The sequence below is a fragment of the Clostridium thermarum genome (genome assembly GCF_006351925.1).
Taxonomy (GTDB): domain Bacteria; phylum Bacillota; class Clostridia; order Clostridiales; family Clostridiaceae; genus Clostridium_AU; species Clostridium_AU thermarum.
Genome location: NZ_CP040924.1, coordinates 876,584 through 902,061, shown reverse-complemented (window position 1 = coordinate 902,061; position 25,478 = coordinate 876,584). Strand labels below are relative to the sequence as shown.

At 35.4% G+C, this 25,478-nt stretch carries 24 protein-coding genes, 3 pseudogenes and 1 riboswitch; of the genes and pseudogenes, 8 read left to right on the top strand and 19 right to left on the bottom strand.

What is annotated here, in order from left to right; genetic code table 11:
* Positions 1–30: 30 nt before the first annotated feature.
* From FHY60_RS03875 to FHY60_RS03845, 7 genes are all read right to left on the bottom strand, one after another.
* Positions 31–1,278, bottom strand: a complete 1,248-nt coding sequence (locus FHY60_RS03875) for an extracellular solute-binding protein (protein ID WP_139903628.1) — start codon at positions 1,276–1,278, stop codon at positions 31–33.
* An 816-nt stretch (positions 1,279–2,094) separates the two neighbouring features.
* Positions 2,095–3,156 carry a peptidylprolyl isomerase gene (locus FHY60_RS03870; RefSeq protein WP_139903626.1) on the bottom strand — a complete coding sequence of 354 codons (1,062 nt, stop codon included), beginning with the start codon at positions 3,154–3,156 and terminating at the stop codon, positions 2,095–2,097.
* A gap of 246 nt (positions 3,157–3,402) precedes the next feature.
* A complete protein-coding gene (gene thiI, locus FHY60_RS03865; RefSeq protein ID WP_139903625.1) occupies positions 3,403–4,548 on the bottom strand; it encodes a tRNA uracil 4-sulfurtransferase ThiI in 1,146 nt (381 codons plus the stop codon).
* 1 nt (position 4,549) lies between these two features.
* On the bottom strand, positions 4,550–5,683 hold the full coding sequence (locus FHY60_RS03860) for a cysteine desulfurase family protein (RefSeq protein WP_139903623.1): 1,134 nt from the start codon (positions 5,681–5,683) through the stop codon (positions 4,550–4,552).
* 51 nt (positions 5,684–5,734) lie between these two features.
* Entirely contained in the window at positions 5,735–6,559 is an 825-nt protein-coding gene (gene larE, locus FHY60_RS03855) for an ATP-dependent sacrificial sulfur transferase LarE (protein WP_139903621.1), read from the bottom strand.
* Between the two features lie 195 nt (positions 6,560–6,754).
* Entirely contained in the window at positions 6,755–7,690 is a 936-nt protein-coding gene (gene cysK / locus FHY60_RS03850) for a cysteine synthase A (RefSeq protein WP_139903620.1), read from the bottom strand.
* A 259-nt stretch (positions 7,691–7,949) separates the two neighbouring features.
* Entirely contained in the window at positions 7,950–8,489 is a 540-nt protein-coding gene (locus FHY60_RS03845) for a hypothetical protein (protein WP_139903619.1), read from the bottom strand.
* Positions 8,490–8,779: 290 nt separating this feature from the next.
* Positions 8,780–8,876: riboswitch (SAM riboswitch) on the top strand.
* A gap of 183 nt (positions 8,877–9,059) precedes the next feature.
* On the opposite strand from FHY60_RS03845, the gene metA reads away from it, so the two are divergent.
* Positions 9,060–9,965 carry a homoserine O-acetyltransferase MetA gene (metA, locus tag FHY60_RS03840; RefSeq protein WP_139903618.1) on the top strand — a complete coding sequence of 302 codons (906 nt, stop codon included), beginning with the start codon at positions 9,060–9,062 and terminating at the stop codon, positions 9,963–9,965.
* Between the two features lie 7 nt (positions 9,966–9,972).
* Here metA and FHY60_RS03835 read toward each other — a convergent pair whose 3' ends face one another.
* On the bottom strand, positions 9,973–10,464 hold the full coding sequence (locus FHY60_RS03835; RefSeq protein ID WP_139903617.1) for a histidine kinase dimerization/phospho-acceptor domain-containing protein: 492 nt from the start codon (positions 10,462–10,464) through the stop codon (positions 9,973–9,975).
* Positions 10,465–10,601: 137 nt separating this feature from the next.
* Between FHY60_RS03835 and FHY60_RS03830 the strand changes: the two genes are divergently transcribed.
* Entirely contained in the window at positions 10,602–11,801 is a 1,200-nt protein-coding gene (locus tag FHY60_RS03830) for a DDE-type integrase/transposase/recombinase (RefSeq protein WP_139903616.1), read from the top strand.
* Here FHY60_RS03830 and FHY60_RS03825 read toward each other — a convergent pair.
* From FHY60_RS03825 to FHY60_RS03815, 3 genes are read right to left on the bottom strand one after another with little or no spacing between them, the layout of a single operon-like run.
* Positions 11,690–12,778 carry a hypothetical protein gene (locus FHY60_RS03825; protein ID WP_139903614.1) on the bottom strand — a complete coding sequence of 363 codons (1,089 nt, stop codon included), beginning with the start codon at positions 12,776–12,778 and terminating at the stop codon, positions 11,690–11,692. The two genes, FHY60_RS03830 and FHY60_RS03825, sit on opposite strands and share 112 nt — an antisense overlap.
* 28 nt (positions 12,779–12,806) lie before the next feature.
* Positions 12,807–14,342: an HlyD family secretion protein gene (locus tag FHY60_RS03820; RefSeq protein WP_139903613.1), complete on the bottom strand. Its 1,536-nt coding sequence runs from the start codon at positions 14,340–14,342 to the stop codon at positions 12,807–12,809.
* 2 nt (positions 14,343–14,344) lie between these two features.
* A complete protein-coding gene (locus FHY60_RS03815; RefSeq protein ID WP_139903611.1) occupies positions 14,345–16,561 on the bottom strand; it encodes a peptidase domain-containing ABC transporter in 2,217 nt (738 codons plus the stop codon).
* A 195-nt stretch (positions 16,562–16,756) separates the two neighbouring features.
* Here FHY60_RS03815 and FHY60_RS03810 point away from each other — a divergent pair, with 195 nt between their 5' ends.
* The 3 genes from FHY60_RS03810 (at position 16,757) to FHY60_RS03800 (ending at position 17,841) form a co-directional block, all read left to right on the top strand.
* Positions 16,757–17,227 (top strand): GyrI-like domain-containing protein, encoded by a 471-nt coding sequence (locus FHY60_RS03810; RefSeq protein ID WP_139903609.1) that lies wholly within the window; start codon positions 16,757–16,759, stop codon positions 17,225–17,227.
* A 226-nt stretch (positions 17,228–17,453) separates the two neighbouring features.
* Positions 17,454–17,639, top strand: coding sequence for a class IIb bacteriocin, lactobin A/cerein 7B family (locus FHY60_RS03805; protein ID WP_139903607.1), 186 nt, complete (start codon positions 17,454–17,456; stop codon positions 17,637–17,639).
* Between the two features lie 22 nt (positions 17,640–17,661).
* On the top strand, positions 17,662–17,841 hold the full coding sequence (locus tag FHY60_RS03800; protein WP_139903606.1) for a bacteriocin: 180 nt from the start codon (positions 17,662–17,664) through the stop codon (positions 17,839–17,841).
* A gap of 478 nt (positions 17,842–18,319) precedes the next feature.
* Here the strand turns inward: FHY60_RS03800 and FHY60_RS03795 are convergent, their stop codons facing one another.
* Both FHY60_RS03795 and FHY60_RS18605 read right to left on the bottom strand, forming a co-directional pair.
* Positions 18,320–19,117 carry an ExeA family protein gene (locus FHY60_RS03795; protein ID WP_139903604.1) on the bottom strand — a complete coding sequence of 266 codons (798 nt, stop codon included), beginning with the start codon at positions 19,115–19,117 and terminating at the stop codon, positions 18,320–18,322.
* Position 19,118: 1 nt separating this feature from the next.
* Positions 19,119–19,442: a Mu transposase C-terminal domain-containing protein gene (locus FHY60_RS18605; RefSeq protein ID WP_341472554.1), complete on the bottom strand. Its 324-nt coding sequence runs from the start codon at positions 19,440–19,442 to the stop codon at positions 19,119–19,121.
* Positions 19,443–19,508: 66 nt separating this feature from the next.
* On the opposite strand from FHY60_RS18605, the pseudogene FHY60_RS03785 reads away from it, so the two are divergent.
* Positions 19,509–21,049, top strand: a pseudogene (locus tag FHY60_RS03785) (IS3 family transposase).
* A 117-nt stretch (positions 21,050–21,166) separates the two neighbouring features.
* Positions 21,167–21,556 (top strand): annotated as a pseudogene (locus FHY60_RS03780) (IS256 family transposase); the annotation flags it as partial.
* A gap of 64 nt (positions 21,557–21,620) precedes the next feature.
* Here the strand turns inward: FHY60_RS03780 and FHY60_RS03775 are convergent.
* The 6 genes and pseudogenes from FHY60_RS03775 to FHY60_RS18430 all read right to left on the bottom strand — a co-directional run bounded on the left by FHY60_RS03775 (position 21,621) and on the right by FHY60_RS18430 (position 24,771).
* On the bottom strand, positions 21,621–22,115 hold the full coding sequence (locus FHY60_RS03775; protein ID WP_180375454.1) for a transposase: 495 nt from the start codon (positions 22,113–22,115) through the stop codon (positions 21,621–21,623).
* Positions 22,116–22,319: 204 nt separating this feature from the next.
* Positions 22,320–22,802: a hypothetical protein gene (locus FHY60_RS03770; RefSeq protein ID WP_139903602.1), complete on the bottom strand. Its 483-nt coding sequence runs from the start codon at positions 22,800–22,802 to the stop codon at positions 22,320–22,322.
* A 102-nt stretch (positions 22,803–22,904) separates the two neighbouring features.
* Positions 22,905–23,279 (bottom strand): transposase, encoded by a 375-nt coding sequence (locus tag FHY60_RS03765; protein ID WP_139903600.1) that lies wholly within the window; start codon positions 23,277–23,279, stop codon positions 22,905–22,907.
* Between the two features lie 130 nt (positions 23,280–23,409).
* A pseudogene (locus tag FHY60_RS03760) lies at positions 23,410–23,661 on the bottom strand (transposase zinc-binding domain-containing protein); the annotation flags it as partial.
* Between the two features lie 281 nt (positions 23,662–23,942).
* On the bottom strand, positions 23,943–24,422 hold the full coding sequence (locus tag FHY60_RS18435) for a glycoside hydrolase family 3 N-terminal domain-containing protein (protein WP_279230443.1): 480 nt from the start codon (positions 24,420–24,422) through the stop codon (positions 23,943–23,945).
* On the bottom strand, positions 24,376–24,771 hold the full coding sequence (locus FHY60_RS18430; RefSeq protein ID WP_279230465.1) for a glycoside hydrolase family 3 N-terminal domain-containing protein: 396 nt from the start codon (positions 24,769–24,771) through the stop codon (positions 24,376–24,378). Before FHY60_RS18430 ends, FHY60_RS18435 begins: the two co-directional genes overlap by 47 nt.
* Before the next feature lie 133 nt (positions 24,772–24,904).
* Here FHY60_RS18430 and FHY60_RS03750 point away from each other — a divergent pair, with 133 nt between their 5' ends.
* Positions 24,905–25,351: an RrF2 family transcriptional regulator gene (locus FHY60_RS03750; protein ID WP_139903597.1), complete on the top strand. Its 447-nt coding sequence runs from the start codon at positions 24,905–24,907 to the stop codon at positions 25,349–25,351.
* Positions 25,352–25,478: the final 127 nt, after the last annotated feature.

Below are 25,478 nucleotides of genomic sequence, written 5' to 3'. Positions count from 1 at the left end.
TCCAGCCGTTTTTCTACAGTATTAATAAAATTATTGTTGAATTTGTTGTACCATTGCATCTAATTGTTCTTTAATTGATTTTGAATAATCCTTAGCTTCCATAGCAGTTCCGAAAGCTTCTGCTGGTGCCCAATAGCTGCCAGATACATCTTTTTGAGATGTTGCATATTTGCTTTGTTCTGATAATGCAGCCAATGGAAGATTTGCTTTAACTTCTGCACTTTCAGCAACTTTCTTGTTTGAAGGTCCCATAGCTCTTTCTTTGAATCTTAAAGCTTGGTTTTCTTCATTTGTCAGCCACTCAGCTAAATCCATTGCATCTACAGGGGACTTTGTCTGGCTGTTAACACCAACTAGCTTATAACCAGCAAAGCTACCCATTTGTACTTGTTTTCCATCAACAGTGAAGGTTGGAAGTTTTGCTGCACCAAAATTATCGCCTAACTTTGATTTAATAGCCTCTGCATTCCAAGTACCTGAAACACCGGCTGCTATAGTTTCACCGAACCCACCAGTTAATACAGCGTCATCGCCAGTTAAGAAAGCCTTATGAGCAGTAAATGCCTTTATAGCTTCTCCGACTTTAACTCCAGTTTCGTTGTTCCAATCAATAACCTGCTTTCCGTCTTTCATTGTTAATGTTCCACCAGCACCAAGGAAGAAGGAAGCAATGTACCATCCGTTAGATACATCCATAAATACTTTCTTTCCAGCCTTATCAGCAGCTGCAAGTATACCGTCTAATGTTTTAACATCTTCATCACTTACAACACTCTTATCATAATACATAAAGTAACCATTATCAGCTGTCATTGGATAAGCATATAATTTATCGCCAGCTGTTGCAGCTTCTATTGAACCTTCGCTGTTAGCAGCAATTATAGCATCTTTATTTCTAGTAACTTCATATAATCCACCGGCATTAACAAGATCATAAAGCTGGTCGTTAGCAAAGCTGAAAACATCGGCAGCAGCAGCTGGATCTTCTAAGTATCTGGTCTTAGCGTCTGCTTCACTTACTACACCTAGTTCAATGGTGTATTCCTTGTCTGGATGAGCAGCCTTAAAGGATTCAATCATCTTGCCCAATAGAGCTTGGTCTTCCTGTGAACCCCAAACCTTTAATGAAACTTTTTGTTTTTCAGTTGCAGGCGCCTTGGTTTCATCTCCTCCAGTTTTTGCTGGTTCCTCTGTTTTTGCCTTACAGCCAACAAATAAGGAACCTACCACTATTGCAGACAGAACCAAGGACATAACCTTTCTAGACTTTTTTAACATGAAAATCCCTCCATTTTAAATATACTATTTTAAAATCCTGCTTATGCATAAGATTCTAGTAACGAATTGACCCTGTATAACTCTCTTTCTTCAACAACATTACACTTTTCCGGAGCTTTTTATACTGCTAAGTTTTTTGCTCCTTCACCTCTTATCCCTTTCTTCATTACGTCTTAACAATTTGTGCAAACGTTAGCACTAACTTTATAATACCATACCATTTTAAATTATTCAATATCTACTTTCAGATAATTTGAAATAAATTCAGAATTTTTTCTTGTTTTATTGTTAGTTTATATTCAAATCATTGAAAAATCGAAGTAATTTTTGTAATAATACACAATAACCTGTTTTCAATAAGATCTTGCTAATTTCTCTCCAGACCGCTATATTACTGCATTTGAGGGGAAAATCCAATAATTTTATATTAATATTATATATAATTGAGAAAAACTTATTCTAAAAACATGTTTTATTCAATTAATATCTTTAATAAAAGAAATTTTAAAGCATAATTCACGGCCATTATTTGTCATCAAAAATATATAATAACAAATTCCTAAAGCAGTAAACGTTTAATGTTTCACGGTGTTCTGCAACCGATTTCCTTAATCATAGGATCATATATTTCATTTTACTGATTTTAACATGGGGTGATTCCTTTGTGGTAAGGTGTTCTTTCCTGAAATCGTCAACTAACTTCGTCGGTGTAAAAAAAGAGGTGTAAAAGATAGCAGCGACTAAATAAATATGACATATTAACAATCTGCATAAAAATACGCCCGGAATTTCCGGGCGTATTTTTATAGCGTTTTTTTACTTTTGCTCTGTTGTTTCTTGTGTTTCCTCAGGAGTATACACCTTTATACTGTCATATACCGCTTGATTTTTTACTATTTCATTCTTTGGATCCTTTACCCATTGTTCTATAAGATCACTAAACTTCTTTTCTATAAGCTTGCTGTTTATCAGAGATTTAACAGCATCCAGGCCTGTTTTCTCCAGTTTAATTACATGATAGCCGTATTCGGTTTTAACCAGTCCAACATCTCCAACCTTTGCACTAAAGGACCAATCTTCAAACTCCTGTACCATCTGTCCCTTACCAAAGGTATATTCTCCTCCCTTATCCTTTGAACCTGGATCCTCTGTATATTGTTTTGCAAGTTCTCCAATATCTTCCCCAGCTTTGACACGTGCTAATATATCTTCTGCCTTCTTCTTAGCCTCATCCTGTTTCTCCTGAGATAATGGTTTTCTTGTGGTCTGGTCTACTGTCATAAATAGAACATGCTTAACTGTTACCTGGTCTCCATACTCTTCTTTATTCTCTTCATAATACTGCTTTATTTCTTCATCAGTAAACTTAGTTTTCTCAATGTCACCCTTGTAATAATTCTGGATTATATTGAAATCGTTGCTCATAGCTTTTACCTGGTCTACAGACAGACCATATTTTTTCTCAAAGGCAATTAGTCCTTCTTGTCCTTGTCCTAAAGATGCTACAAGCTCATCCAATTCAGCATTTGTATTCTTTACTTCTTCTTCATCTGCCTTATAGCCCGCAGACTTAGCAGCTTCTAACAACAGCTTGAATTCTCTTGCACTCTCTAATGCCAGCTCCTTAGCATACTCCTGGGCCGGTTTATCTCCGAGAGTTCCCTCCCAAAGTTCCTTTCTGCCAGCTTCATCTTGTATATAAGTCATTTGTTCAATCTTATTCTTTGTATCCATTAGAAAGTAAGTATATTCTTTCTCAGTTATCTTATATTTATCAACTGTGGCTACATAATTTTCTTCCGTTTTCTTCGCTCCACATCCGGTGAGCATAGCTGTCAGCATCAAGCCTGCTACTAGTACTGTCAGGTTTTTTTTCATGTTTTTTTCTCCTTTCGATTTCACACCATTAAGACCCCTAAACAAGGTAACATATCCTGTACTAGCTGCTCCCCTGCTTGCATGGTATAGGTTTTCATTCTGCCATATGACGTCTTTAAATTTTTTGATACCAGTCTCTATTATTCCATATATAGCGATAAAATTCAATGTTTTTATTTTGTTGTGGTTAGTGCCTGTGGAAGAAAATTGCCAGATAAAAAAACTAAGACTATGGCCTTAGTTTTTTTATAAGTTGTAAACTTCCATATTGTCAATAGCGTCTTGGACTAGCTTTTCGATGTCCAATACACTTTCTGAGTTTCTTATGAGGTCAACTCTTGGTCTAGTCTTTGGATGTTTTGGTACAAATATTGTACAGCAATCTTCGTAGGGCAGGATTGAGGTTTCATAGGTTCCAATCTGCCTTGAAATCTCCATTATATCTGTCTTATCAGTAGCTATTAAAGGTCTGAACACCGGTCTGTCAGCAACGTCGTTACTTACCATAAGGCCTTCCATAGTCTGACTGGCTACCTGTCCGATACTTTCGCCGGTGGTTACGGAATTAATGTTATATTTCTCGGCCACTGCACAGGCAAGTCTCATCATAAATCTTCTCATTATAATAGTCAGTTCGTTTTCCGGACATTTATCTATTATGGCCATTTGGATATCAGTGAAGGGAGCAACGTAGAGAGTGATATGTCCGGTATAACCCTTTAATATTCTTGCTAAGTCCTTTACCTTTTCCTTAGCTCTTTCACTGGTGTAAGGATGGCTATGGAAGTATATGCAGCTTAGTTCTACACCTCTTCGTGCCATCATGTAGCCTGCCACCGGTGAATCTATGCCCCCAGATAGCATGAGCATGGTACTGCCGTCCATGCCATAGGGCAGGCCTCCTACAGCCTTTATTCTTTTTGAATATACATAGGCACGTTCTCTGACTTCAACATTTAATACTCTTTGTGGTTTATGTACATCTACCTTTAATCCCTTCACATTTCTTAGTACTATTGCTCCTACTTCACGGCTAAGTTCCATGGAGTTCAGCGGAAAGGCTTTATTTGCTCTGTTGCTTTCAACTTTGAAAGTAGCATTCCCAAAGTCTTCTGCTTCCTTTATTGCCTGAGCACCTATAGCCTCCATAGTTGGCTCAACTTCCGTAACAATACATACCTCTTCCACACCAAATACTCTTCTAACCTTCTCCACAACTTCATCTAGATTTTCACTGTAGATGAACCATCTTCCCTGGTCAGATATGAATTCATATTGACTGCCCTTGAGCACTGCTGCTATATTGCTTTTAAGCTTTCTTTCAAAGCTGCTTCTGTTTAGTCCTTTTAAAAATATTTCTGATGAATACTTAATCAGTAATAGTTTTCTCATCCTAATTTCTCCTTAAAAACTTTAAACTTTTTTCCAATACCTCAATGGTATAATCTACTTCTTCTTTTGAGTTGAACTCACTAAAGCTAAACCTTATGGTTCCCTTTAGCTCCTCAGTTTTAAGTCCGATAGCCTTCAATACGTGGCTATCTCCATGCCCCTTTGAGGAGCAGGCAGACCCGGTAGAAACATACACGCCTTTTTCCTCCAATAGATGAAGCAGAACTTCCCCTCTTATACCTGGGAAGCTAACACTTAAAATATATGGAGAAAAGTGCTCTGTATTGGGACTATTTATCCTTATCCCTTTTATATTTCCAAGTCTCTCTATAAAATATTCTTTCAATCCCATTACTTTGTTGTAGTTGTCATAAAGGTTAGTATGAACCTTCTCTGCCGCCTCTACAAAACCTGCAATCCCCGGAAGATTTTCTGTACCTGAACGGAAGTTCCTTTCCTGGCCTCCTCCACTAATAAGTGCCTTTGGGGATAATCCTTTCTTAATGTATGAAAATCCTACCCCTCTTGGCCCGTGTATTTTATGTCCACTGACAGAAAGCAGATCAATTTGAGCCTTTTTCACATCTATTTTGAGCTTTCCATAACCTTGTACGGCATCAACATGAAATTTAACCCTGGGACTATTTTCTTTTATCAATTTACCTATGGCCTCAAGATCCTGGACTACACCAATTTCATTGTTTACATGCATTATAGTTATAAGCCTTGTATCGTTATTCAAGCTATTTTTAAGTTCCTCAAGAGATATTCTTCCGTCACTGTCCACACCTAAATATGTTACCTTTATACCTGACCCTTCTAAATCTTTTAATGTATTCAGCACACTGGGATGCTCAATTACAGAGGTTATTACATGGGCACCGGGAGCTGTAAAGCCCTTTATTAGAAAGTTATTGCTTTCACTGCCGCCGGAAGTAAAAATTATTTCCTCCGGACTGCAGTTCAGTGTCTTTGCAGCCCTTTCTCTTGCATCCTTTAGTTTTTTCTCTGCCTTCAGCCCGATACCATGAGCAGAAGAAGGATTTCCAAAATTGTTTCTCATAGTATCCGCCACAGCTTCGATTACTTCCTCATAGGGCTTGGTGGTAGCACCATTGTCAAAATACACAAGCATATAACCACTTCCTTATAATGTGATGAATATTGAATAATTATTAATTCTTAGTTATTTATTATTGTCCAATTGCAGAACCTCATTCATACTTCCCGTTCTATAGCCCTGCATATCCATTGTTACATATTTGAAGCCTATGTCCTTAAGCCTCTTTACTATCTTATCCATAAGCTCCAAATCGAAAAGTTTCAGCATTTCCTCCGGGCTTACCTCTATTCTTGCTATTTCTTCATGATGTCTTACTCTTAGCTGTCTAAAGCCCAAATCTATCAGATACTGTTCAGCATCTTCTACCATTTTGAGTTTCTCTCTTGTTATCTCATGTCCATAGGGGAATCTTGAAGCAAGACATGCAAAGGAAGGTTTATTCCAACTAGGTACCCCCATTATCTTTGACAACTGACGAATATCTTTTTTTGTGAACATGGCCTCTTTCAAGGGGCTTCTTACACCCATTTCCTTTGCGGCCTTCATACCAGGTCTGTAGTCACCTAAGTCGTCATAGTTACTTCCGTCCAAAAGTACATTTATACTATGCTTTTCTGCAATATTTTTAACTTGAGTCATCAATTCTTTTTTACAATAATAGCATCTATCTTTTGGATTCTTTGAAAAACCTTCTATATCTAACTCTTCAGAATAGATAACAATATGTTTTACTCCTAATTTTTCTATGTATTGACAAGCCTCATTAAACTCTCTTTCCGGATAGGTCGAGGATCTTGCGGTTATTGCAATAATCTTGTCCCCAAGCACTTCCTTTGCCACTGTGAGTAAAAAAGTACTGTCCACACCTCCTGAATAAGCAAGAGCAGCACTTCCCATATCTCTTAATATACTTTTTAATTGCTCTAATTTTACATCTGATTCACTCAATTCTATTCCCCCATTTATTTAATCCTAAATTATTCATTAAACTACCATAAACTGTCTTACCAAATATCGAGTCTCATCTAACTTATTATATCAAATAATGCAATTCAAACAACAGTCTTGAATCCTTTTCTTGCAAAACAAAATAAAAAGGAATTCTGGCAATGTAGAATTCCTTTGTACCATATATAATATCTGTTAATTATCACCAAATAATACTGTTGATAAGTATCTTTCACCGGTGTCTGGTAATAATACAACTATTCTCTTACCCTTGTTTTCTTCCCTCTTAGCCAATTCAGTTGCTGCATAAAGTGCTGCACCAGAGGATATTCCAACTAATAATCCTTCTGCTTTTGCTACTTCTCTTGAAGTTTCAAAGGCATCTTCATTCTTAACCTTAATAATTTCATCAATAACTTCGGTGTTCAATATATCTGGTACGAACCCTGCACCAATTCCCTGTATCTTATGAGGACCTGGCTTGCCTCCTGATAGTACCGGTGAGTCAAATGGTTCAACTGCTACTATTTTAACATTAGGATTTGCAGCCTTTAATACTTCACCAACACCTGTTACAGTACCGCCGGTACCTACTCCTGCCACAAAAATGTCAACCTTGCCATCGGTATCTCTCAATATTTCCTGTGCAGTTGTATTTCTGTGTATTTCAGGATTTGCTGGGTTAGCAAATTGTTGTGGGATAAAGGCGTTAGGTATTTCTGCTGCTAATTCTTGGGCCTTTTGTATTGCTCCCTTCATACCTTCAGAACCAGGAGTTAAAACCAATTCTGCTCCCAAGGCCTTTAAGAGTTTTCTTCTTTCAATGCTCATTGTTTCTGGCATTGTCAATATTAGTCTATATCCCTTAGCTGCTGATACAAAAGCTAAACCTATTCCAGTATTTCCGCTAGTTGGCTCAATAATTACAGTACCTTCCTTAATAAGTCCCTTTTTCTCTGCAGCGGTAATCATTGCAAAGGCAATTCTATCCTTAACTGAACCGGCAGGGTTAAAATATTCAAGCTTTGCAACGACTTCAGCACCTAGTCCCTTTTTTCTGTTGTAAGATGTTAATTCTAATAGTGGTGTATTGCCTATTAAGTCTGTTAAATTCTTTGCTATCTTTGCCATTTTTATTCCTCCTAAATCATATTATATATAAACATTGTATAATTCCTATTGGTTTACTATGTATTCTATGATACTATTATATGTGTAAAGCAAAAATTTGTCAATAACAATTATCTAAATTTCTTTTATTCTTATATTTCTATTCTTTATAATGATTATTCTTTATGTTTTCTATACTAAAGAATGATTCCTTAACATTATAAAAAAAATGAAAATGCCAAAAATCTTTAGCATTTTCATCCATAACAAAATATTCATCTTACTCTAAAGCTACAGCTGCCTGTAACCTTATATATTCTACAATATTCTGCTTATCCTCTATACTCTTTTTAAAGGAATATGAAAGAGTTCCAGAGGGTTCAAGCTTGTCATTTTTTATTCTATAATAACCTTGGCTTAAGCCTACACATACATAACCGTCCTTGTATCCCTGTCCCTTATAGGTTTCCAGAAACAGCAAAACCTTCTCTCCCTCTTTAACAGCAGGGTCTTGTGCAATATCCATTTGAATAACGTTTACAGATTCACTATCCAGCAATATATTTCCTTTCAATATTTCAAGAACCTTAACTTCTGACACTTTATAATTTATCCTTTTTTCCTTTACACTATCCTTCTTGCCTATTACCTCGCCAACAATTATCATTGGAGATTCCTCAATCAATTGATCTATGTTTTCAGCATTATAAGCTTTACCAGAAATGGCCATAACTCTATTTTGGGACAATTTTATAGAAGCAGTAGCTATGGTGATTATGAGAGATATCACAAGGAATATAATGTAATATCTTCTTGTCATATGTATCACTCCCTACAAATAAATTATCACTTAACAACAATATAAGTAATTATCTGTAGGACAATTTTATCATAAACTTTGCTCATTTTTCAATATTTTCCATGCGACCTAAAGTACCAAACTTTATATGGAAAATAAGCTTATTTGTCAGGAATAAAAGAAAATTGCGTATTAACGCAATTTTTTCAAATATGAAACAGCTCCAACCTCAATAACTGATTATTCATTAAAATAATTGTATTGACAAACAATATATGTTCATGTAATATACATATAAAACCAAATATTTTAGTCTATCAAGAGTGGTGGAGGGACTGGCCCTATGAAACCCGGCAACCTGTATAAGCAAGGTGCTAATTCCAGCAGCAGTTAGCTGAAAGATAGAAGCGCCATGTTTATTGACCTCTTCTATCTGAAGAGGTTTTTTTAATGAAGAAAAACATAACTTGGGGAAAAGTTTTTCTTATAATTTTAAATTTCAAATAAAAAGGGGGCTTTTATAATGAATGATCATATGGCAGTTCTCAACGCCCATAAATACATAATTTAGATCAAGTGGAGGGAAGTTATATGCCAATTAAGATACCAAACAATTTACCTGCTAAAGAATTATTAAACAGTGAGAATATTTTTGTTATGGATGAAGACAGGGCTTATCATCAAGATATCAGACCTTTAAAAATAGCTATATTAAACCTTATGCCTATAAAGGTTACTACAGAAAACCAGTTGCTGAGGCTTTTGGGTAATACACCGCTTCAGGTGGAAATAACCCTGCTTTATCAGGAAAGCTACAAGTCAAAACATACCCCGGAGGAACATCTTATAACCTTTTATAGTACCTTCAACGAGGTAAAGGATAAGAAGTTTGATGGGCTTATTATTACCGGTGCTCCGGTAGAGCAGATGGCCTTTGAGGAAGTAGACTATTGGGAAGAGTTAGCAGCCATTATGGAATGGAGCAAGACGAACATAACCTCTACCTTTCACATTTGCTGGGCAGCTCAAGCCGGTTTATACTATCACTATAATATAGCTAAATATCCTCTCTCGGAAAAGATGTTTGGGGTTTTTCCCCACAGGATCAATTATCGAAATGAAAAGCTGGTCAGGGGCTTTGATGATGTATTCTATGCGCCGCATTCAAGACACACCGAAGTGAGAAAAGAAGACATAGCAAAAATATCTGAACTACTTATATTGACAGAATCAGAAGAGAGCGGTGTTCACATAGTTGCTTCAAAGGATGGAAAGCAGATCTTCGTCATGGGCCATTCCGAATACGATGCCAACTCCTTAAAGTGGGAGTATGACAGAGATATATCCAAGGGCTTGGATATAACAATACCTAAAAACTACTTCCCGGAAGATGATCCAACAAAAGCACCAATTGTAAACTGGCGCGGTCATGCTAATCTGCTGTTTTCAAACTGGCTGAATTACTATGTATATCAAGAAACGCCTTACTTATTATAATTAAATGTCAAGAATGAATGAAGATTTTTCTCAGTGAAGATGAGAAAAATCTTTTATTATAATTAATTATAACTCTCTTTAGCTGCTGAACATCAACCCTTACTATTATATCCTTGTAGTCTGCCCCGTTAAAGCTTATAGTCATCCCTCTCTTCTCCAAATCAAACTGGAGCTCTTCCATGCAATCAATCAAACACTTAACTATATTAATATCATTGAAATTGAATTCCAGCTTACTCAAATCCAGCTTGGAATACAGGAATAACTCATCTATTAATTTATCCGCAGCCACTGCCTTCTTGTATATGGTATTTATATACTTATTCATTTTCTCCGGGGTGTCTGCAACCCCATCCCTTATGCCTTCCACGTAACCCTTTATAGCCGTAATTGGAGTTCTCATGTCATTAAAAGCTATGCCTAGCTCACCAATCTCATCATCTGAATCTATATCTACATTAAAATCCAGATCCCCCTCTTTAATTTTAGGTATTGTCAAAAGTTACTACGTAACTTTTGAATAAACTCTTTGATTTTGAATAATTTATATAGATGACTTGCATCCCCCTAAAGATTAGGTATCTTTGAGTTGCACAAACAAAGAAAAGTAACCTAAGAAAGGAGCAAGCTATCATCATGGTTAATAAATTTTTGGTGCAGTATATAGTGTATCTGCACAACTTATTGATTTTATTGGTAAACATATTGTTTGTTAAGAAGTTCAGCTACAGGTACGATGAACCGGTTAGAAAGGAATATCGTAAGCTTGTAGTGGACAAACCTCCTATATTTGAAACTCCAGAGAAGCTTGATTATAAACAGCTTCTTGAAGAATATAAAACTAATCACGGAAAGGAACTATCACCGGTAAAACCAAGAAAGGGCAAAGTTCCTGTGTCAAAGGATATAGTGTGCGTAGTATGTGGTGCTCCGCACAATTACATATATGACAATAATGGTGGTAAGGGTCAATATCAATGCAAGATATGCAAGAATTCCTTTACACCCAATAAACAGCTTAAAAGTGTCATACTAAAATGCCCGCACTGTGGAAAAACCCTTGAAAAAATCAAAGAAAGAAATGGCTTTGATATATATAAGTGCAAGAATAACCACTGCTCTTACTATCAGGATAAGTTATCTTCTATGAGTAAACAAGAGAAACAAGAGTATAAGAGCAATCCTGAGAAATTCAAGCTAAGGTACATATATAGAGCCTTTAAGTTTGACTTTAAGCCCTTAAGCAAAGAGAGCAATAAGGAATTTAGAGTAAATCTATCCCGACTTAGAGTTACTCCTCACACTTTAGGTCTAATACTGACTTACCATGTTAACTATGGCCTATCGGCCAGGAAAACTGCAGCTTTGATGAAAGATATCCATGGACTAGATATATCTCATCAGACAGTATTAAACTACTGCGATTGGGTATCCTTAGCCGTTAAACCTTTGGTAGATAACTATCCCTACGAGCTTTCAGACAGCTTCTGTGGAGATGAAACCTACATCAGAGTTAAAGGCAAATGGCACTATATTTTCTTTGATGCGGTAAAGAAAATAATATTATCTTACCGGGTTTCTCCAAACAGAGATACTTTGACAGCGATAAAAGTTATTGATGACGTTCTTATCAAACTTAAAAGCATACCAACAAATCTTAACTTAGTTACAGATGGAAACCCAATCCAACTGCGTTTTCATAAATTTTTTACACTACCAAACCTTTATTGCAATTGTATCCCATTTTCTACAAGTTCCATTATGGTGATAGCATTAAGCTTGTCTACTATAGCAGTATCTACATCAAGAAGTTCCTTTAGAACAGAATACCTTTGACTCAACTTTTCCAATAAGCTTATTTGTCCTGCATTATACTGCTCGTCAATTGCAGTCAGTTGCCTATCCAAAATACCTTTTCTTTGCTTCATTGAATCATATTTATTTAAACTGTCTCTAAATGAGTTATACTGCTGTTCTACATATAAGCTCAGCTCCTTATCAAGAGTATCTTTATTTAAAAGCAACTTTGATAGTTCCGTATTTACGGCTATAAAAGATGAATCTGCCTCTCCTACATAGCTCTTTATAGTATTTGCTAAGACTGACTGTAAGGCTATATTAGCATTGGTTTCTGCCAATTGCAGATTGTTTTCTTTGCACTTACCTATTAAAGTATCTAAGCTGTATGTATCTTCTCCTTGCACATCTGTTGGTATAATAAAATTCGGGTCAAATACAACATCCTTATTTTCATTTAATTTTACTTTCATCTCACTTTTTCCGAGTTCAATGGTATATGTAATGCTACTTATATTATCAGAGATAAGTTTTTTTCTGCTCTTTAACTCATCTACAATAAGCTGAGTGCTTAAACCTTGATTTACCTTTTCTTCTTCTACCTCTATTTGTTTGTTTATTAGTTCAAGTTCACTTTCAGCTAAAGTTAACTGTTTCATTAGTAGGCAAATATTATAATACTGAACCTGAAGCTGATACTTTTCAACTAATTTCTGCTGTTTTAGTTTTTTCTGATACTGCCCCATCTGAAAATATAACCTATCTACTTGATTTTGTTGAATTGCAGTCTGCTTCTTATACTCAATTAATTGCTTATAAGCTTCATTATACTGGCTATCAATAGCTTTTTTCTCTAGGTCTACCATTTGCATATTGACACTATCTGTTTCAACATATTGCTTCAAATCATCAAGGTTTTTATTGGTATATACCCTTCCAGCTGCATAGGCAGTAGTAACTGAAAACATCAGTATAAGTCCTATTGTTACGGCAGTAATTTTTCTATTCTTAATCATTATATAAACTCATCCCTTCACCATAGTTTTAATCTTTTAAGTTTATCTTTTCTAAGAGCCAATACAGAACCTTCTTAGAATCAGTTATCACTTGAGCTTCACAAGTCATACCAATCTTTACGGAATTCTCTGTACCCTTTCTACTGTAAAGAGGTTTATTTTCTAAAGAAGCTTCTACTATATAGTAATTAGCTCCACTTTCTTTATCAACCCTTGCATCGGTGGATATTCTTGTTACTACACCTTCTAAGTCACCGTATTCACTATAAGGCAATGCTTGGAACCGATACTTGATGGTTTGCCCTAGTTTAATATTAGCTATATCCTTGTTATACACATATATTTGTACCTTATATTCCGTATCTGCATCAGTAATTATAGTTGCTACTTCACTACCAGCCTGCAGTAGTTCTCCAGAATTTACTTCCATATACATATTTACAACTCCATCGATTGGTGCAACAACAGTAGTCTCTTCCAAATTAAGCTCTATATTTTTAAGTTCACTTTGAAGATTGTCTAGATTATTTCTATTGCTGGTTAATGTGTCTTCGATTTGTATTAGATTGTCCAAATAATATTTTTCTAGTATTATCTCTTTGCTTTGCCCCTTTTGGGCATAGGTATCAAGGTTAAGCTTAGCCTTTTCTATAGAATTTTCAAGATCACTGATACTGTTTTTGTTTTGCTCAATGCTTGAGGTCACTTCTATAAGAAAATCACTTTTATACTTTCTAAGATCCATAGATGCCATGTCTAATTGATTTTTAATATCTTCTACTTCTCTTCTGGCGATGCCACCAACCTCGTAGAGTTTACTATAGCTGTTATAGATGATCTCCTTTTGGTCGTGTATTCTTTGAAGTCTTTCTTTATTCAAAAGATAGTTATTAAATTTTTCGTAGAACTCTAGATTTGCCGGGTTTATCATATTTGTATCATTTTCAATGGAGGTCTTTAGTTCATCCAAGTTACTTAAGGTAATCTTAATCTTTTCCAGCTTTTCTCCTGCAGCCTTTTGGGTCAACTGAGCCTCCTTCATTGCCTGCTCAAAATCAATTAAAGCATTATCGATTTGTTCAATACTTGATTCCTTATCATTTACATATTTCAAGTATCGGTTATAATAGTACGCTTCTTTCTCATTGTTTTTATCAAAAAGATTCTTGCCACTCTTGATACTCTCTTTAAGCTTTACTAAATTCTCTATCTCCAGGGTAAGTTTTTCTATCTGCTTTTTAGTCTCTTCTCTATTGATGATTAAACCCTTAGCTTCTATAGTATAAAGAATATCACCCTTCTTTACAGTTTTACCTTCATCAATGTTAACCTTGTCCACCTTACCTGTTACAGTATTTCTTATTGCAGCGGTTTTATCTCCAGGTCTTACTACACCACTGGCTTTTACATATTCGTCAATTTCTCCAAAATAGGACCAAGTTAAAGCAACCAGTATAACTGCTATAAAAATATATATAAAAGAAACTATAAAGGAATGTGGCTTTCTCTCCAGCATTTCACGACTGTCGGTTATACTGTTTAAGTCCTGTATATAAGCTCTCATAACTACATCACACCGCCTTCCAAAGTTGCAGCTGCTTGTTCCATAGTCTCTTCATCAGGAAGTTGTTCCTTCCACAGCCTATAGTAGTATCCTTTTTTATCCAGTAATGACTTATGCTCTCCTTCTTCAATTATCTCTCCCTTATCAATAACAAAAATTCTGTCGCAGCGCTTTATTGTGCTTAACCTGTGAGCAATAATGAAGGTAGTTATACCTTTAGTAAAGGAGTTTATGGTATTCTCAATAGCCTTTTCTGTTATGGAATCCAGGTTTGAGGTAGCCTCATCCATAATCATAATTTCCGGCTTACGAAGTATGGCCCTAGCTATGGCTAATCTTTGCCTTTGACCTCCTGAAAGATTAGAGGCACCTTCTTCTAAAAGAGTATCGTATCTTAGCGGGAGAGAATTTATAAAATCATGTAACTGAGCTTTTTTGCAAGCTTCCAAGATTTCCTCATAGCTAACCTCCTCGTTAGCAAACTCTAGATTTTCCTTTATAGTCCCACTGAAGAAAAAGGATTCTTGGGATATATAGGCAATTTTATCTCTTAAGACCTCTTTACTAATGTCCTTTATGTTATAACCGTTTATTAATATTTCTCCCTTTTCACACTGATAAAAATTCATTAGCAGCTTAGCAATGGTAGTTTTGCCGGATCCGCTCTCCCCTACCAATGCAATCTTCTCCCCAGGCTTAACATTCATATTGATATTCTTTAAAACAAGCTGTCTTGTACCATATCTAAAATCCACATTTCTAAACTCTATATTGCCCATTATAGTTTTCGGATTGATCTTCTTTTCTTCCCCAACCTTCTCAAGCTCTAAATCTAATATCTCCCCAAGCCTGTCTGCAGCTACCATAGCACTTTGAATAGTAGGCTGTAGATTGATCATTCTTTCTATAGGCTCAATGAAATAAGCTAGCAATGAGTTAAATGTTATTAGCTCACCGAGGGTTATCTCACCCTTTAGGGTTAGGTAAGCTCCCATCCATAAAATCGTTATAGAAAAAATAGATTTTACTGTACTCTTGAGAGTTCCTTGAATATTACTGATAAAACTAAACTTAAATATAGTTCTTACAAGCTTTATATACCTTTTTTCTGTTTCAAGATTGACTTTTCTCTCACCATTAAAGGCTTTTACAGTTTCTACGCCCTTGAGCGACTCTACAAGATAGGAAGTAAGCTTAGCGTTATCCTCCATCGTTGCCCTATTAGAGTTTTCAATTGATTTTCGAAAGGCAAATAGAAGAATTACGTATAACACTATAGGTATTATAGTGACAGAAAACAAGGTTTTATTCTGACTATATAGTACCGCACCACCAACAATAGCCATAAGGCTATCAATCATCAATGTCAATGTAGCAGATGAAATTGCATCCCTGATCTTACCGGCATCATTAAATCGGGATACAATTTCGCCGATTTGCCTTGTACCAAAAAAATTCATAGGAAGATTAACCACATGCTCATAATAGCCAAGTAGTAATGGTATATCTATATTTTGGGAAAGATATACAAGCAAATGAGCCCTAAAAAACTCCGTTAATATCTTGAATAGATTTAACAAAACCATTCCAATGGAAATTACAATAAGAGTTTTTCTTAAATTATTGGGTACAATGTCGTCCATAATAGCTTTAAAGTAAAATGAACCTATAATTCCTAGAACTGTAATTAGTACAGATGCAAAAAATATGTTGATTAAAAGTCCTTTCTGAGGTCTCATAAGACCAGAAAATCTCTGAAAAAGCCCCTTTGTTTCGTCTCCCTTTTCAAATTTAGCACTGGGAACCATTAATATAAGAACTCCAGTCCAAATTTTGAAGAAATCCTCCGGTGTATATTTATTCATCCCTCTCCCTGGGTCTGCCACTAATATTTCAATCCTTGATACTTTATGTATAACTACATAGTGTAGTAATGATCCATCAATAATAACATGAGCAATAGCTGGCAAGGGGAACTCACTAAAAATATCCTCAGGCTTAGAAGCCTTTACTCCCTTTGCTGTGAAGCCTAGTTCTTCTGCAGCTTTAACAACACCATAGGCGCTGGTCCCCATCTTATCGGTCCCGGCAATTTCTCTAATCTTTGATATCGGGATCTTTAATCCATGTTGCTTTGATATGGTGGCTATGCAAGCGCATGCGCAGTCCTTAATATCATGCTGTTTTATGCATACATATCTTTTAAATGGGTTTCTCATAATTTCCTCCTTATTATGTGTATATAAATATTAATTTTCTTATTTTTTATCATATATTTATTTTACACTATTTACAAAAAAAAATAAAGATGGTAATATATAGTTAATGTTAGGCTATTACATTTTTTATTTTTATATTAAATTTATCCATATAATTCCATTATTGCGTATTTATTTGCATGGGAGGGTTTTTAATTGATATTAGAAAAACAAGAATTGATTTTTCAAAATGTAATTTCGCTTAGAAAAAAGATGGCTCAACATGAAGTTATGTCAGAATTAGAGAAGCTTAATAAGTTCATAAAAGAGAGAGGTGCCGAAAAGATTGCTCCTGTTATTACAACTACTTTTGGAGTAGAAAACAGTGGCTTCTTACAAACCATTGATATAGAAATTCTTATACCGATAAACAAAGAAATTGCTACTGATAATGAGTACAAGCTAAAAAAAGATTTTTATTTAACAAATGCATTGAAGGTAACTCATATTGGTAATCTTTCTATGTTACAAAATACATATAATACTTTAAATAGATATATACGAGAAAAAGGTATGCAACCTATTACATCTGTTTATAGTATTACAGTTAAAGACATAACAGATTCATCTAATGCAGATGAGTCAATTATTGATCTCTATATTGGTGTTAGCCCAAACGTTCTCTAGTCTGATATTACGTTTGTAAATTCTTAATACCTTTTTTATTACAGTATTATTTATATAACATATCACTAAGTACAGATGTATTGCTACTTTAAAGCATATACTTACTCATTAATATTTTCTGTTTACTATAATTAAAATAAATCTTACTAACTGATTGTATTAGTTTTCTAGTACAAAGCGCGCTGTAGAAAACTAATAAATATAAAATTTTTAGGAGGAATTCAAAATGGATTTAAACTTTAACAATTCTATGTTGATTGAAGTAAGCACAGATGACTTACAAAATATTAATGGTGGATTTCTTGGAACAGTTCTATTTACTATTGCTGGCGTTAAGGTAACTATAGGTATGTGCATGGCAGCAGGATCAGCTATTGGATTAGTTGCAGGTGGAGCAGTAATTTTAAAATAATTATTTAGGAGGATGAGAAGATATGAATACTAATTTTCATGAATTAAGTGCATCAGAGATGCAAGAAATAAATGGTGGCTTACCATTTGTATTAGGTGTACTAGCAGCAGCTGGCATTGTTCTTGGTACTGGTGTTGTTGTTGCAGGTGCTGTTGTAATTGTTGGGAAAGTAGCGCAAAAAATATCTGATTGGATTGGCTAGCTTTCATATGAATAATATAAGTATAGTTGATATCATTACATATTTATTAGGTGTTGGTTTTATTCTAGGTCTAGTTATAGGATTCTTTATTCTACACAAATTAAAAAGAAATAATAACATAAAAAGTGGAGGTATCTTAAATTATATGGATAAATACTTTCAAATTGGAACCCCAGAGTGGCAAATTACCGTTAAATGGTGCCTTCGTATAGGTGTCATAATAGGATTGATTTGCGGATTATCTATTTTATTAAAAGTACTATAGAAAATAATTATGTATAATTTTTTAAACTGTACTTTTAAAACATATATTTGAGTGATAAAAAAAGGGGAGCTTCCATAGTGTTGTTTCTCACACTACTGTGCCGGAATTTTTCCACGATATCATTCCGTTAGAATTTCCAATTGTTACAGAGAAGTTGGAAGCGCTAGCGGAATTTTATTTTAAAAAAATGCTGCCTAAACGGCAGCATAGATATTATTTAAACTCGTTCTTTATAACTCTCTTTACTAAAATATCATCAATAAGTTTTTTCTCATGAATATATCCTTCCAACAAGCATTTCTCACAAAGATTGTTTATTTTTCTAGGTATCCCTGCAGTATACTGAAATATCTCATTGATAGCTTCATCAGTAAACAATGGTGTTCCTAAACCTGCAACTTTAAGATGAGTTAGTATGTAGTCCTCTGTACCAGGCCTGTCTAGTCCGTCAAGGTGATAATTTACCATAACTCTTTGAGCAATAGCTTCCAGAGTTCTTAACTTAAGCCTTTGTCTAAGTTCCGGCTGGCCTACTAGTATCAAACTCAGTGGAGACATTGAATCCATATCAAAATTTATAAGAAATCTTATTTCTTCAAGCATAGCATCACTTAGAAGATGTGCTTCATCCACTACAATGACTGGAATCTTATTTGCATTAAACATGGACAGGACTGCTTTATTCACCATAAGCTTTGCCTCCGGCTTAGCGTAGACAGTGTTTAAATTCAGTTGTTTCAGTATCTCATTGTAGAATATCTTTGGAGTAAGGGCTGATTGGGATATGTATATATAAGTGTAAATATTGTTATTTAGCTCTTCACGAATACACCTTAAAACTGTCGTTTTGCCGGCACCGACAGGGCCGGTTATTACCGCGAATGTTCTTTTCTCCATGGCATATTTAAGTCTGTGTTTGACTTCTACAAAGTCTTGATGCTGGTAGAGCTCTTTAGTATCTATGCTTCGCATAAAGGGAGTCTTTTTGAAACCATAGTATGATTCATACATCCTAAGCCCTCCCTTCCTTACCATAGAGTTTAGTGAAACTCATTCTATTTTTCTTGTCTACAAGGTCCTGCTCTTGTTTTTGTTTTAGCAAGTCCAAATAGCTCAGTTGACCTTCAACAATAACTGGTGGTGATGCAACTGCACCGGATTTATACTCATCATAGGTTTTAAATGTTATTTGAAAAGGCTTTGCGTCAGCAAACTTATCACCTTGGTAGTATACTTCAATTTTTGTCAGGTCTGAAGGATGATATTTTACTTGAATTGTTTTTCGTGCAAGTCTTGGATCAATTTCATACTGGTTGCCACCCCCCTGTGTTAAGATAATTGTCGTAAGAAGTCATGTGTGATATTCTCGTACAGAGGAGAGATGATTATTATGGCAAGAGAAATTAGAAGATATAGTAAGGAAGAAATAGCCGGGCATGTGGCTAGATTATTCCCACCAGAGAATAAATCTTTAGGAGAGCTATCAATTGAAACAGGGATAAGTAAGTCAACCTTAGCAACATGGAAGAAGAAAGCTGAAAAGGAAAAGGGCCATACTAAACCTAGAAGAAACCTAACCCCTAATGAAAGATTTTTAGTAGTTATGGAGGCTTATAGCCTATCAGAAATTGAGTTATCAAGATACTGCAGGGAAAAAGGTTTATACTACGAAGAAGTTAAATCGTGGATTAGCGCTTGCGCTACTGCCACTGACAAAACAGAAGAGAGAGAGGATATAAAGGAACTAAGAGCGAGCAAAGCAGCAGATGCTAAGCGTATTAAGGAACTTGAAAAAGAACTTAATAGAAAGGAAAAAGCACTAGCTGAAGCCGCTGCATTACTGATACTTAGAAAAAAGTTACAAGCGATCTTAGAGGAAAACGTGGAAGATTAATAAGCCTCTCTGATCGCAAAAAAGTAGTTAACTTAATCAATGAAGCAAAGGACTCTGGAGCAAGGCTTTATAAAGCCTGTGACATAGTTGGAATAAGCGTCAGGACCTTTCAGCGATGGTATGTTGATGGTGAGGTTAAAGAGGATAAAAGACCAACGGCAGTGCGACCAGAACCTTCAAATAAGTTCACAGAAGAAGAATATAATAGCGTGCTAAACGTTTTAACCATGCCAGAATATGCAGATTTACCACCTTCTCAGATAGTGCCAGCGCTAGCGGATAAAGGCGTATACATAGCATCAGAATCAACAATGTACAGGATTTTAAGAAATGAAAAGATGCAACGTCACAGAGGCCGCTCAAAGCCACCAGAAAAAAGAAAATATCCACAGACTCATATAGCTAAAGGACCAAATCAAGTCTGGACATGGGATATAACGTGGTTACCAACAATAATAGCAGGAATGTATTATAAACTATATATGATTGTGGATATCTTCAGCAGAAAAATAGTAGGCTGGGAAGTGTGGACAGAAGAAACTGGAGAATTAGCATCAATACTTGTGGAGAAATCTATAGTAAATGAAAAAATCATAGGAAGACCTCTAGTCTTGCACTCTGATAACGGTGGCCCCATGAGGTCATACACATTAAAAGCAAAGCTTGAATCTCTGGGTGTCATGTCGTCATTCTCAAGGCCTAGAGTTAGTAATGACAATCCTTATTCAGAGGCTTTATTTAGAACATGTAAATACAGGCCAGGTTATCCACAGAAAGGCTTTGTAGACATTGAAAAGGCTAGAGAATGGGTGCTACAATTTGTGGATTGGTACAATAATAAGCACTACCACAGTGGATTAAACTTTGTAACCCCAAGTTCAAGACATAGTGGACAAGCAGAAAAGATAATGACAAACAGAAAAAAGGTGTATATGGCAGCCAAAATGCTGCATCCCTTAAGATTTAATAGAGGTATTAGAAAATTTGATTTACCAGAAAGCGTTACACTAAATCCAGAAAAGGAGGTCGTTGAGGAAAATATTGGATAAATAACCCCCGCTTTTACGACATTCGTTATATAATTGAAATTGATTGAATATTCAAAAATAAATCAAGAGAAATCGAACGCTAAAATTTCATACGACAACTACCTTGACAAACAGCGCCCTGCAATGATTTCAAAGATTACAGACAAAGTAATGGACACGGCTATCGCCTGGCAAAATAGGGCGTTAGACCCGGTTTACCCAATTGTCTATATGGATGCTGTTCATTTTAAGGTTAAAGATGATCATAGAATCGTCAATAAAGCTGCGTATATTTGTATGGCTCTTGATATGAAGGGTTATAAAGATATACTAGGAATTTGAATTGGAGAACAAGAAGGTGCTAAGTTTTGGCTGTCAGTTTGCAATGATCTCAAGAACAGAGACGTCAAAGATATTATTCTAGCATGCATGGATGGACTTAAAGGACTTCCTGAAGCCATAAAGGCTGTTTTTCCAGATGTTAATATTCAAAGTTGCGTCATACACCAGATTAGAAATTCTATAAAGTGATTAAACCACAAAAACCAGTTATTCTTCATCCGTTAGGATGAGAAGACTACTTCTACTTCCGCTATTCTACAGTAGAAGTTACCGAAAAATTTAATAAAAAGGTAAAAAACAAATTGGCTAAAGCGACTTCTCCTTTCTTAAGGAGCTGCGCTAGCAGCTTTTTAAAATTATAGGCTGCGATTTTAAATCCAACCCATAATTTTGAGCGCAAAAGTCCCCTGACGGGCATGGTGTCAATTCTATACCTTCTTCTAAGTACAGAAGGTATACCCTCAACACCTGCTCGCTGATTCGTAAGTTCTATATATTCTGGCAGAGACATTTTAGCCCTTTGAAGGTCTTTATTGTATCTTTTTTCGCTAACACGTACAATGTTAAACTCCTTTTGTTGTTTAATCGGGCATTGGTCTCTAAGGGGACATTTTTCACAATCCGACTTTTTAAACTTAGCACTATATGATTTTGAGCTGTTATAAGACTCGACGGGCTCATTACCACTCGGACATTTGCTTATTACATTTTTATCTTTATCCACAGCAAAATCAGAGTAAGGCAATTTATCTGTGGATGGTTTTCTTCCAACAAGTTCTCCTGGTATTAGTTCGATACCTTTTTCTAAAGCAGATTCAGCTTTTTCTTGTTCATGGTAAGCACCATCGATTATAACTTGTACTTTATCTTCATCACTTTTCTTAGAAGCGATAGCTTCAATAACATCATCAGAAAAGCTTGAATCGCTGTAGATATTAGGTTTTAGATCTTAATTTGTGATAATACCACCTGTAACATCATTAAAAGCTTCAACCACATTTACAACATAACCAGTATTGTCACCATATTTTTTTCTGTATGTTGCATCAGGATCTGTTGGATTTTGAAGACTTGTTGAAGATATATCTTTACCTGCTTTCCCAGTAATATTATTGTTTGAGTCTTTATCGGTATGATCTCCAAGCATTCTAATAAGAAGCTGATAACTATCCAAATTAGTTACTGTTTCTCCAGCTTGTGAACAGACTTCAAGTAGAGCCAAGGAATGTTTTAGAAGCATTGAAAGCTTAGAATCAGCTTGTGAATCCTGAGTTCTGTATATTGTGTCGTTTTTATGACCTTTTTCAAGATAAACAAGGCAATCTTGAGGAATGAGCGATTCATTTACTTCCTTTAACTCCTTAATAAATCTGCTGTTAACAGAGTAAATTAGCTCTAATCGGCTAAGCTTTTTACAGGAAGAACTAACCATAAGCGAATCAACTCTAACCTTTTTATTATCAATGCAAAGAAAAATAGCCGAAGCTTCAGCTAACGCTTCAACTTCTAATTTAATTAAGTCTATTCCAGTAGATTACTCATAGTCAATAACCCTATTTCTGAAATTGGTTAAAGTATTGATGGATACTGGTTGTTTATCATAATTAGTTGTACAAAGGGCGTACTGGTATCTTTTATCAAAATGAAGTGAGCCTATGAGCTCTTCATCAGACTGTTGAAATATTTCTTTTATCATAAGAAGGCCTATAATCACATTAACAGGAGTATTAGGTCTTGAAGCTTGATCATAACTATAAATTACAGAAAAACGGTCCTCATTTATTAGAGGGAAAATCTGAGCCCTAAAAGCTTGAGCCCAATTTTTCTTTAGAATATCTTGAAGATATTTTGGCATTTGAGCAATAGGGTCTAATAATGAAGTTTGTTGAACGTTATTTCTGCAAAACATAGTAAAATCTCCTTTGTGATAATATTATTATTTTTATAGGTACATTTGACCCCGGGTCAAATGACCAAATACTATTATATCATGGGGCGCTACGCTTGGGAATTATTACTAGCTTTTTGTAGGATAATCATAATAGCTTTCTATTCTGCCCAAAGTACACTCTAAGTTGCTCAGGAATAGTAAAAACCATATGCCTATGTTTTGTTTTTATAAGCTTTCCTAAAAGCTCTTCAACTCTATTATCAACATAAACCTTACCACATGATGTACAAAATCTGCTTTTGCACGTAACCCCCTCCTTACTTGTTTCCCCACAGTTCGGACATTCAAACTCTATATAACCTTTATCCAAATCTCCACAATACATTATTTTGTTTACCTCTTGTTAAACAACCTTTCTTATCTTGTGACCACAAAGTTTTGTAAATCCACGTCAGTGGTCTTTGAAGATTCTCTTTATAATATCACTTTTCAACAATATCACCCAATAAATTATTCTAATAAAAAGTCTGCCAAATTTCACTAACATTATTTTACATAGCCCGTCAGAGCAGAAAAACAGAGCCCTCACGGGCTCTGAAAAATTATAATTTCCTATACAAAAATAAAGGGCCTCTTTTGATTTTGAGATTCCCCCTATCTTTTATGTCCTGTTTTAGCCTTTTAATTCATGTAAGTTGTTAGCAACTCCTTTATTTGATTATTTATTTTTTCTACATCAATATCACTTATTACAACACCCTCAAAGTTAAGCTTATTTCTCAATAAATCAGCTATAACTGCCTTTGACATGGAGGCCGGATTCTCCTTATCTATCTGAGGTAAAAGTATGTGGGCTATCATCACTGCCTCCGCATTGTTTTTTATGGCTTCTTTAAAAGGAACTAGTTCAAGGCTTTCCAGTCTTTCCAGGTCGTTATTTACTACCGGTAGCCCTTTATGTGAGTCCACTGAAGTATCTCCATGGCCCGGAAAATGTTTTACCACCGGTATTACATTTCCCATCCGTAAGCCCAGCATAGTCTGGACTCCAAGTTTGCTTACTATTTCTGGGTCTGAACTGAAGGATCTGTTGCCAATCACAGGATTTTGGGGATTACTGTTGACGTCCAGAACCGGAGCAAAGTTCATATTTAAAGCCAAAAGAACTTATTTCTTCGGCAATGGTTTGCCCTATCTTTCTGGAAAACTCTTCATTGTTAATGTTCCCTATAGTCTTATTTGTGGGAAAGTCTTTGAACTCATTAGGCATCCTGGATACCCTTCCACCTTCTTCGTCAACAGATAGGAATAGGGGAATTTTATTTTTAGAATTCTCCTCTTTTATTGAATTCAATAAGTCAAGTAACTGCTTTGTACTTTGAATATTATCAGCAAAAAGAATGTAGCCTCCAACCTTGTAATTATCCAACAGTTCCTTGGCCCTTTCATCTAAACTATATCCATCTAAGCCCACAATAAGCATTTGCCCAATCTTTTCCTCTAGAGTCATCACTTTGATCTGCTCTTCTATTGGGTCCGGATCTATCAGTATTGACTGAAAAAAAACAATGTAGTATTATCAAGATAACAAATAGGAATAGTTTATAATCTGATTTTTGTATATAGAAGAAGGTGATTAATAGATGAAGTTATCCACTAAAGGTAGATACGGCCTGAGGTCTATGGTAGATATAGCATTGAATTCCAATGGCGATTTTATACCACTTAAGCAAATTGCTGAAAGACAAAATATATCTGAGAATTATCTTGAGCAGGTATTTTCTACTCTGAGGAAGGCAGACCTAGTTAAAAGTGTAAGAGGATCACAAGGCGGCTATGCTCTTTCCAAGCCTGCCTCAAAAATAACTGTAGGTGAGGTTCTTCGAGCCTTGGAAGGTGAGTTAAGCATCACCGGTGACGACAATGATGAACCAGGTTTCGAGAAGAATATTGAGGACTGTATAAAAATAGCTGTATGGCAGGAAGTAAATAAAAGCATTAATGCTGTAGTAGATTCAATAACACTGGAAGACCTAGTAGAACAGTATAAAAAATTAAATGCCGAGTTTACATTCGATTTTATAATCTGATTCAGCTTTATTATTTGCTTTGACCTAAACACAGATTTTAATGACTATACTAAAGACACAGAAGACTTTGTGAATTTCTACTGTGTCTTCAGTATTTTGAATAAATCCAGTGTTTTTTTACCCTTTA

What these genes read in the sequence shown, in the direction of transcription:
- FHY60_RS03875 (WP_139903628.1), bottom strand. Translation starts at nt 1,278, where the DNA reads ATGTTAAAAAAGTCTAGAAAGGTTATGTCCTTGGTTCTGTCTGCAATA.
- FHY60_RS03870 (WP_139903626.1), bottom strand. Translation starts at nt 3,156, where the DNA reads ATGAAAAAAAACCTGACAGTACTAGTAGCAGGCTTGATGCTGACAGCT.
- thiI (WP_139903625.1), bottom strand. Translation starts at nt 4,548, where the DNA reads ATGAGAAAACTATTACTGATTAAGTATTCATCAGAAATATTTTTAAAA.
- FHY60_RS03860 (WP_139903623.1), bottom strand. Translation starts at nt 5,683, where the DNA reads ATGCTTGTGTATTTTGACAATGGTGCTACCACCAAGCCCTATGAGGAA.
- cysK (WP_139903620.1), bottom strand. Translation starts at nt 7,690, where the DNA reads ATGGCAAAGATAGCAAAGAATTTAACAGACTTAATAGGCAATACACCA.
- FHY60_RS03845 (WP_139903619.1), bottom strand. Translation starts at nt 8,489, where the DNA reads ATGACAAGAAGATATTACATTATATTCCTTGTGATATCTCTCATAATC.
- metA (WP_139903618.1), top strand. Translation starts at nt 9,060, where the DNA reads ATGCCAATTAAGATACCAAACAATTTACCTGCTAAAGAATTATTAAAC.
- FHY60_RS03830 (WP_139903616.1), top strand. Translation starts at nt 10,602, where the DNA reads ATGGTTAATAAATTTTTGGTGCAGTATATAGTGTATCTGCACAACTTA.
- FHY60_RS03825 (WP_139903614.1), bottom strand. Translation starts at nt 12,778, where the DNA reads ATGATTAAGAATAGAAAAATTACTGCCGTAACAATAGGACTTATACTG.
- FHY60_RS03820 (WP_139903613.1), bottom strand. Translation starts at nt 14,342, where the DNA reads ATGAGAGCTTATATACAGGACTTAAACAGTATAACCGACAGTCGTGAA.
- FHY60_RS03815 (WP_139903611.1), bottom strand. Translation starts at nt 16,561, where the DNA reads ATGAGAAACCCATTTAAAAGATATGTATGCATAAAACAGCATGATATT.
- FHY60_RS03805 (WP_139903607.1), top strand. Translation starts at nt 17,454, where the DNA reads ATGGATTTAAACTTTAACAATTCTATGTTGATTGAAGTAAGCACAGAT.
- FHY60_RS03800 (WP_139903606.1), top strand. Translation starts at nt 17,662, where the DNA reads ATGAATACTAATTTTCATGAATTAAGTGCATCAGAGATGCAAGAAATA.
- FHY60_RS03795 (WP_139903604.1), bottom strand. Translation starts at nt 19,117, where the DNA reads ATGTATGAATCATACTATGGTTTCAAAAAGACTCCCTTTATGCGAAGC.
- FHY60_RS03770 (WP_139903602.1), bottom strand. Translation starts at nt 22,802, where the DNA reads ATGGTTAGTTCTTCCTGTAAAAAGCTTAGCCGATTAGAGCTAATTTAC.
- FHY60_RS03765 (WP_139903600.1), bottom strand. Translation starts at nt 23,279, where the DNA reads ATGTTTTGCAGAAATAACGTTCAACAAACTTCATTATTAGACCCTATT.
- FHY60_RS18430 (WP_279230465.1), bottom strand. Translation starts at nt 24,771, where the DNA reads ATGACTCTAGAGGAAAAGATTGGGCAAATGCTTATTGTGGGCTTAGAT.
- FHY60_RS03750 (WP_139903597.1), top strand. Translation starts at nt 24,905, where the DNA reads ATGAAGTTATCCACTAAAGGTAGATACGGCCTGAGGTCTATGGTAGAT.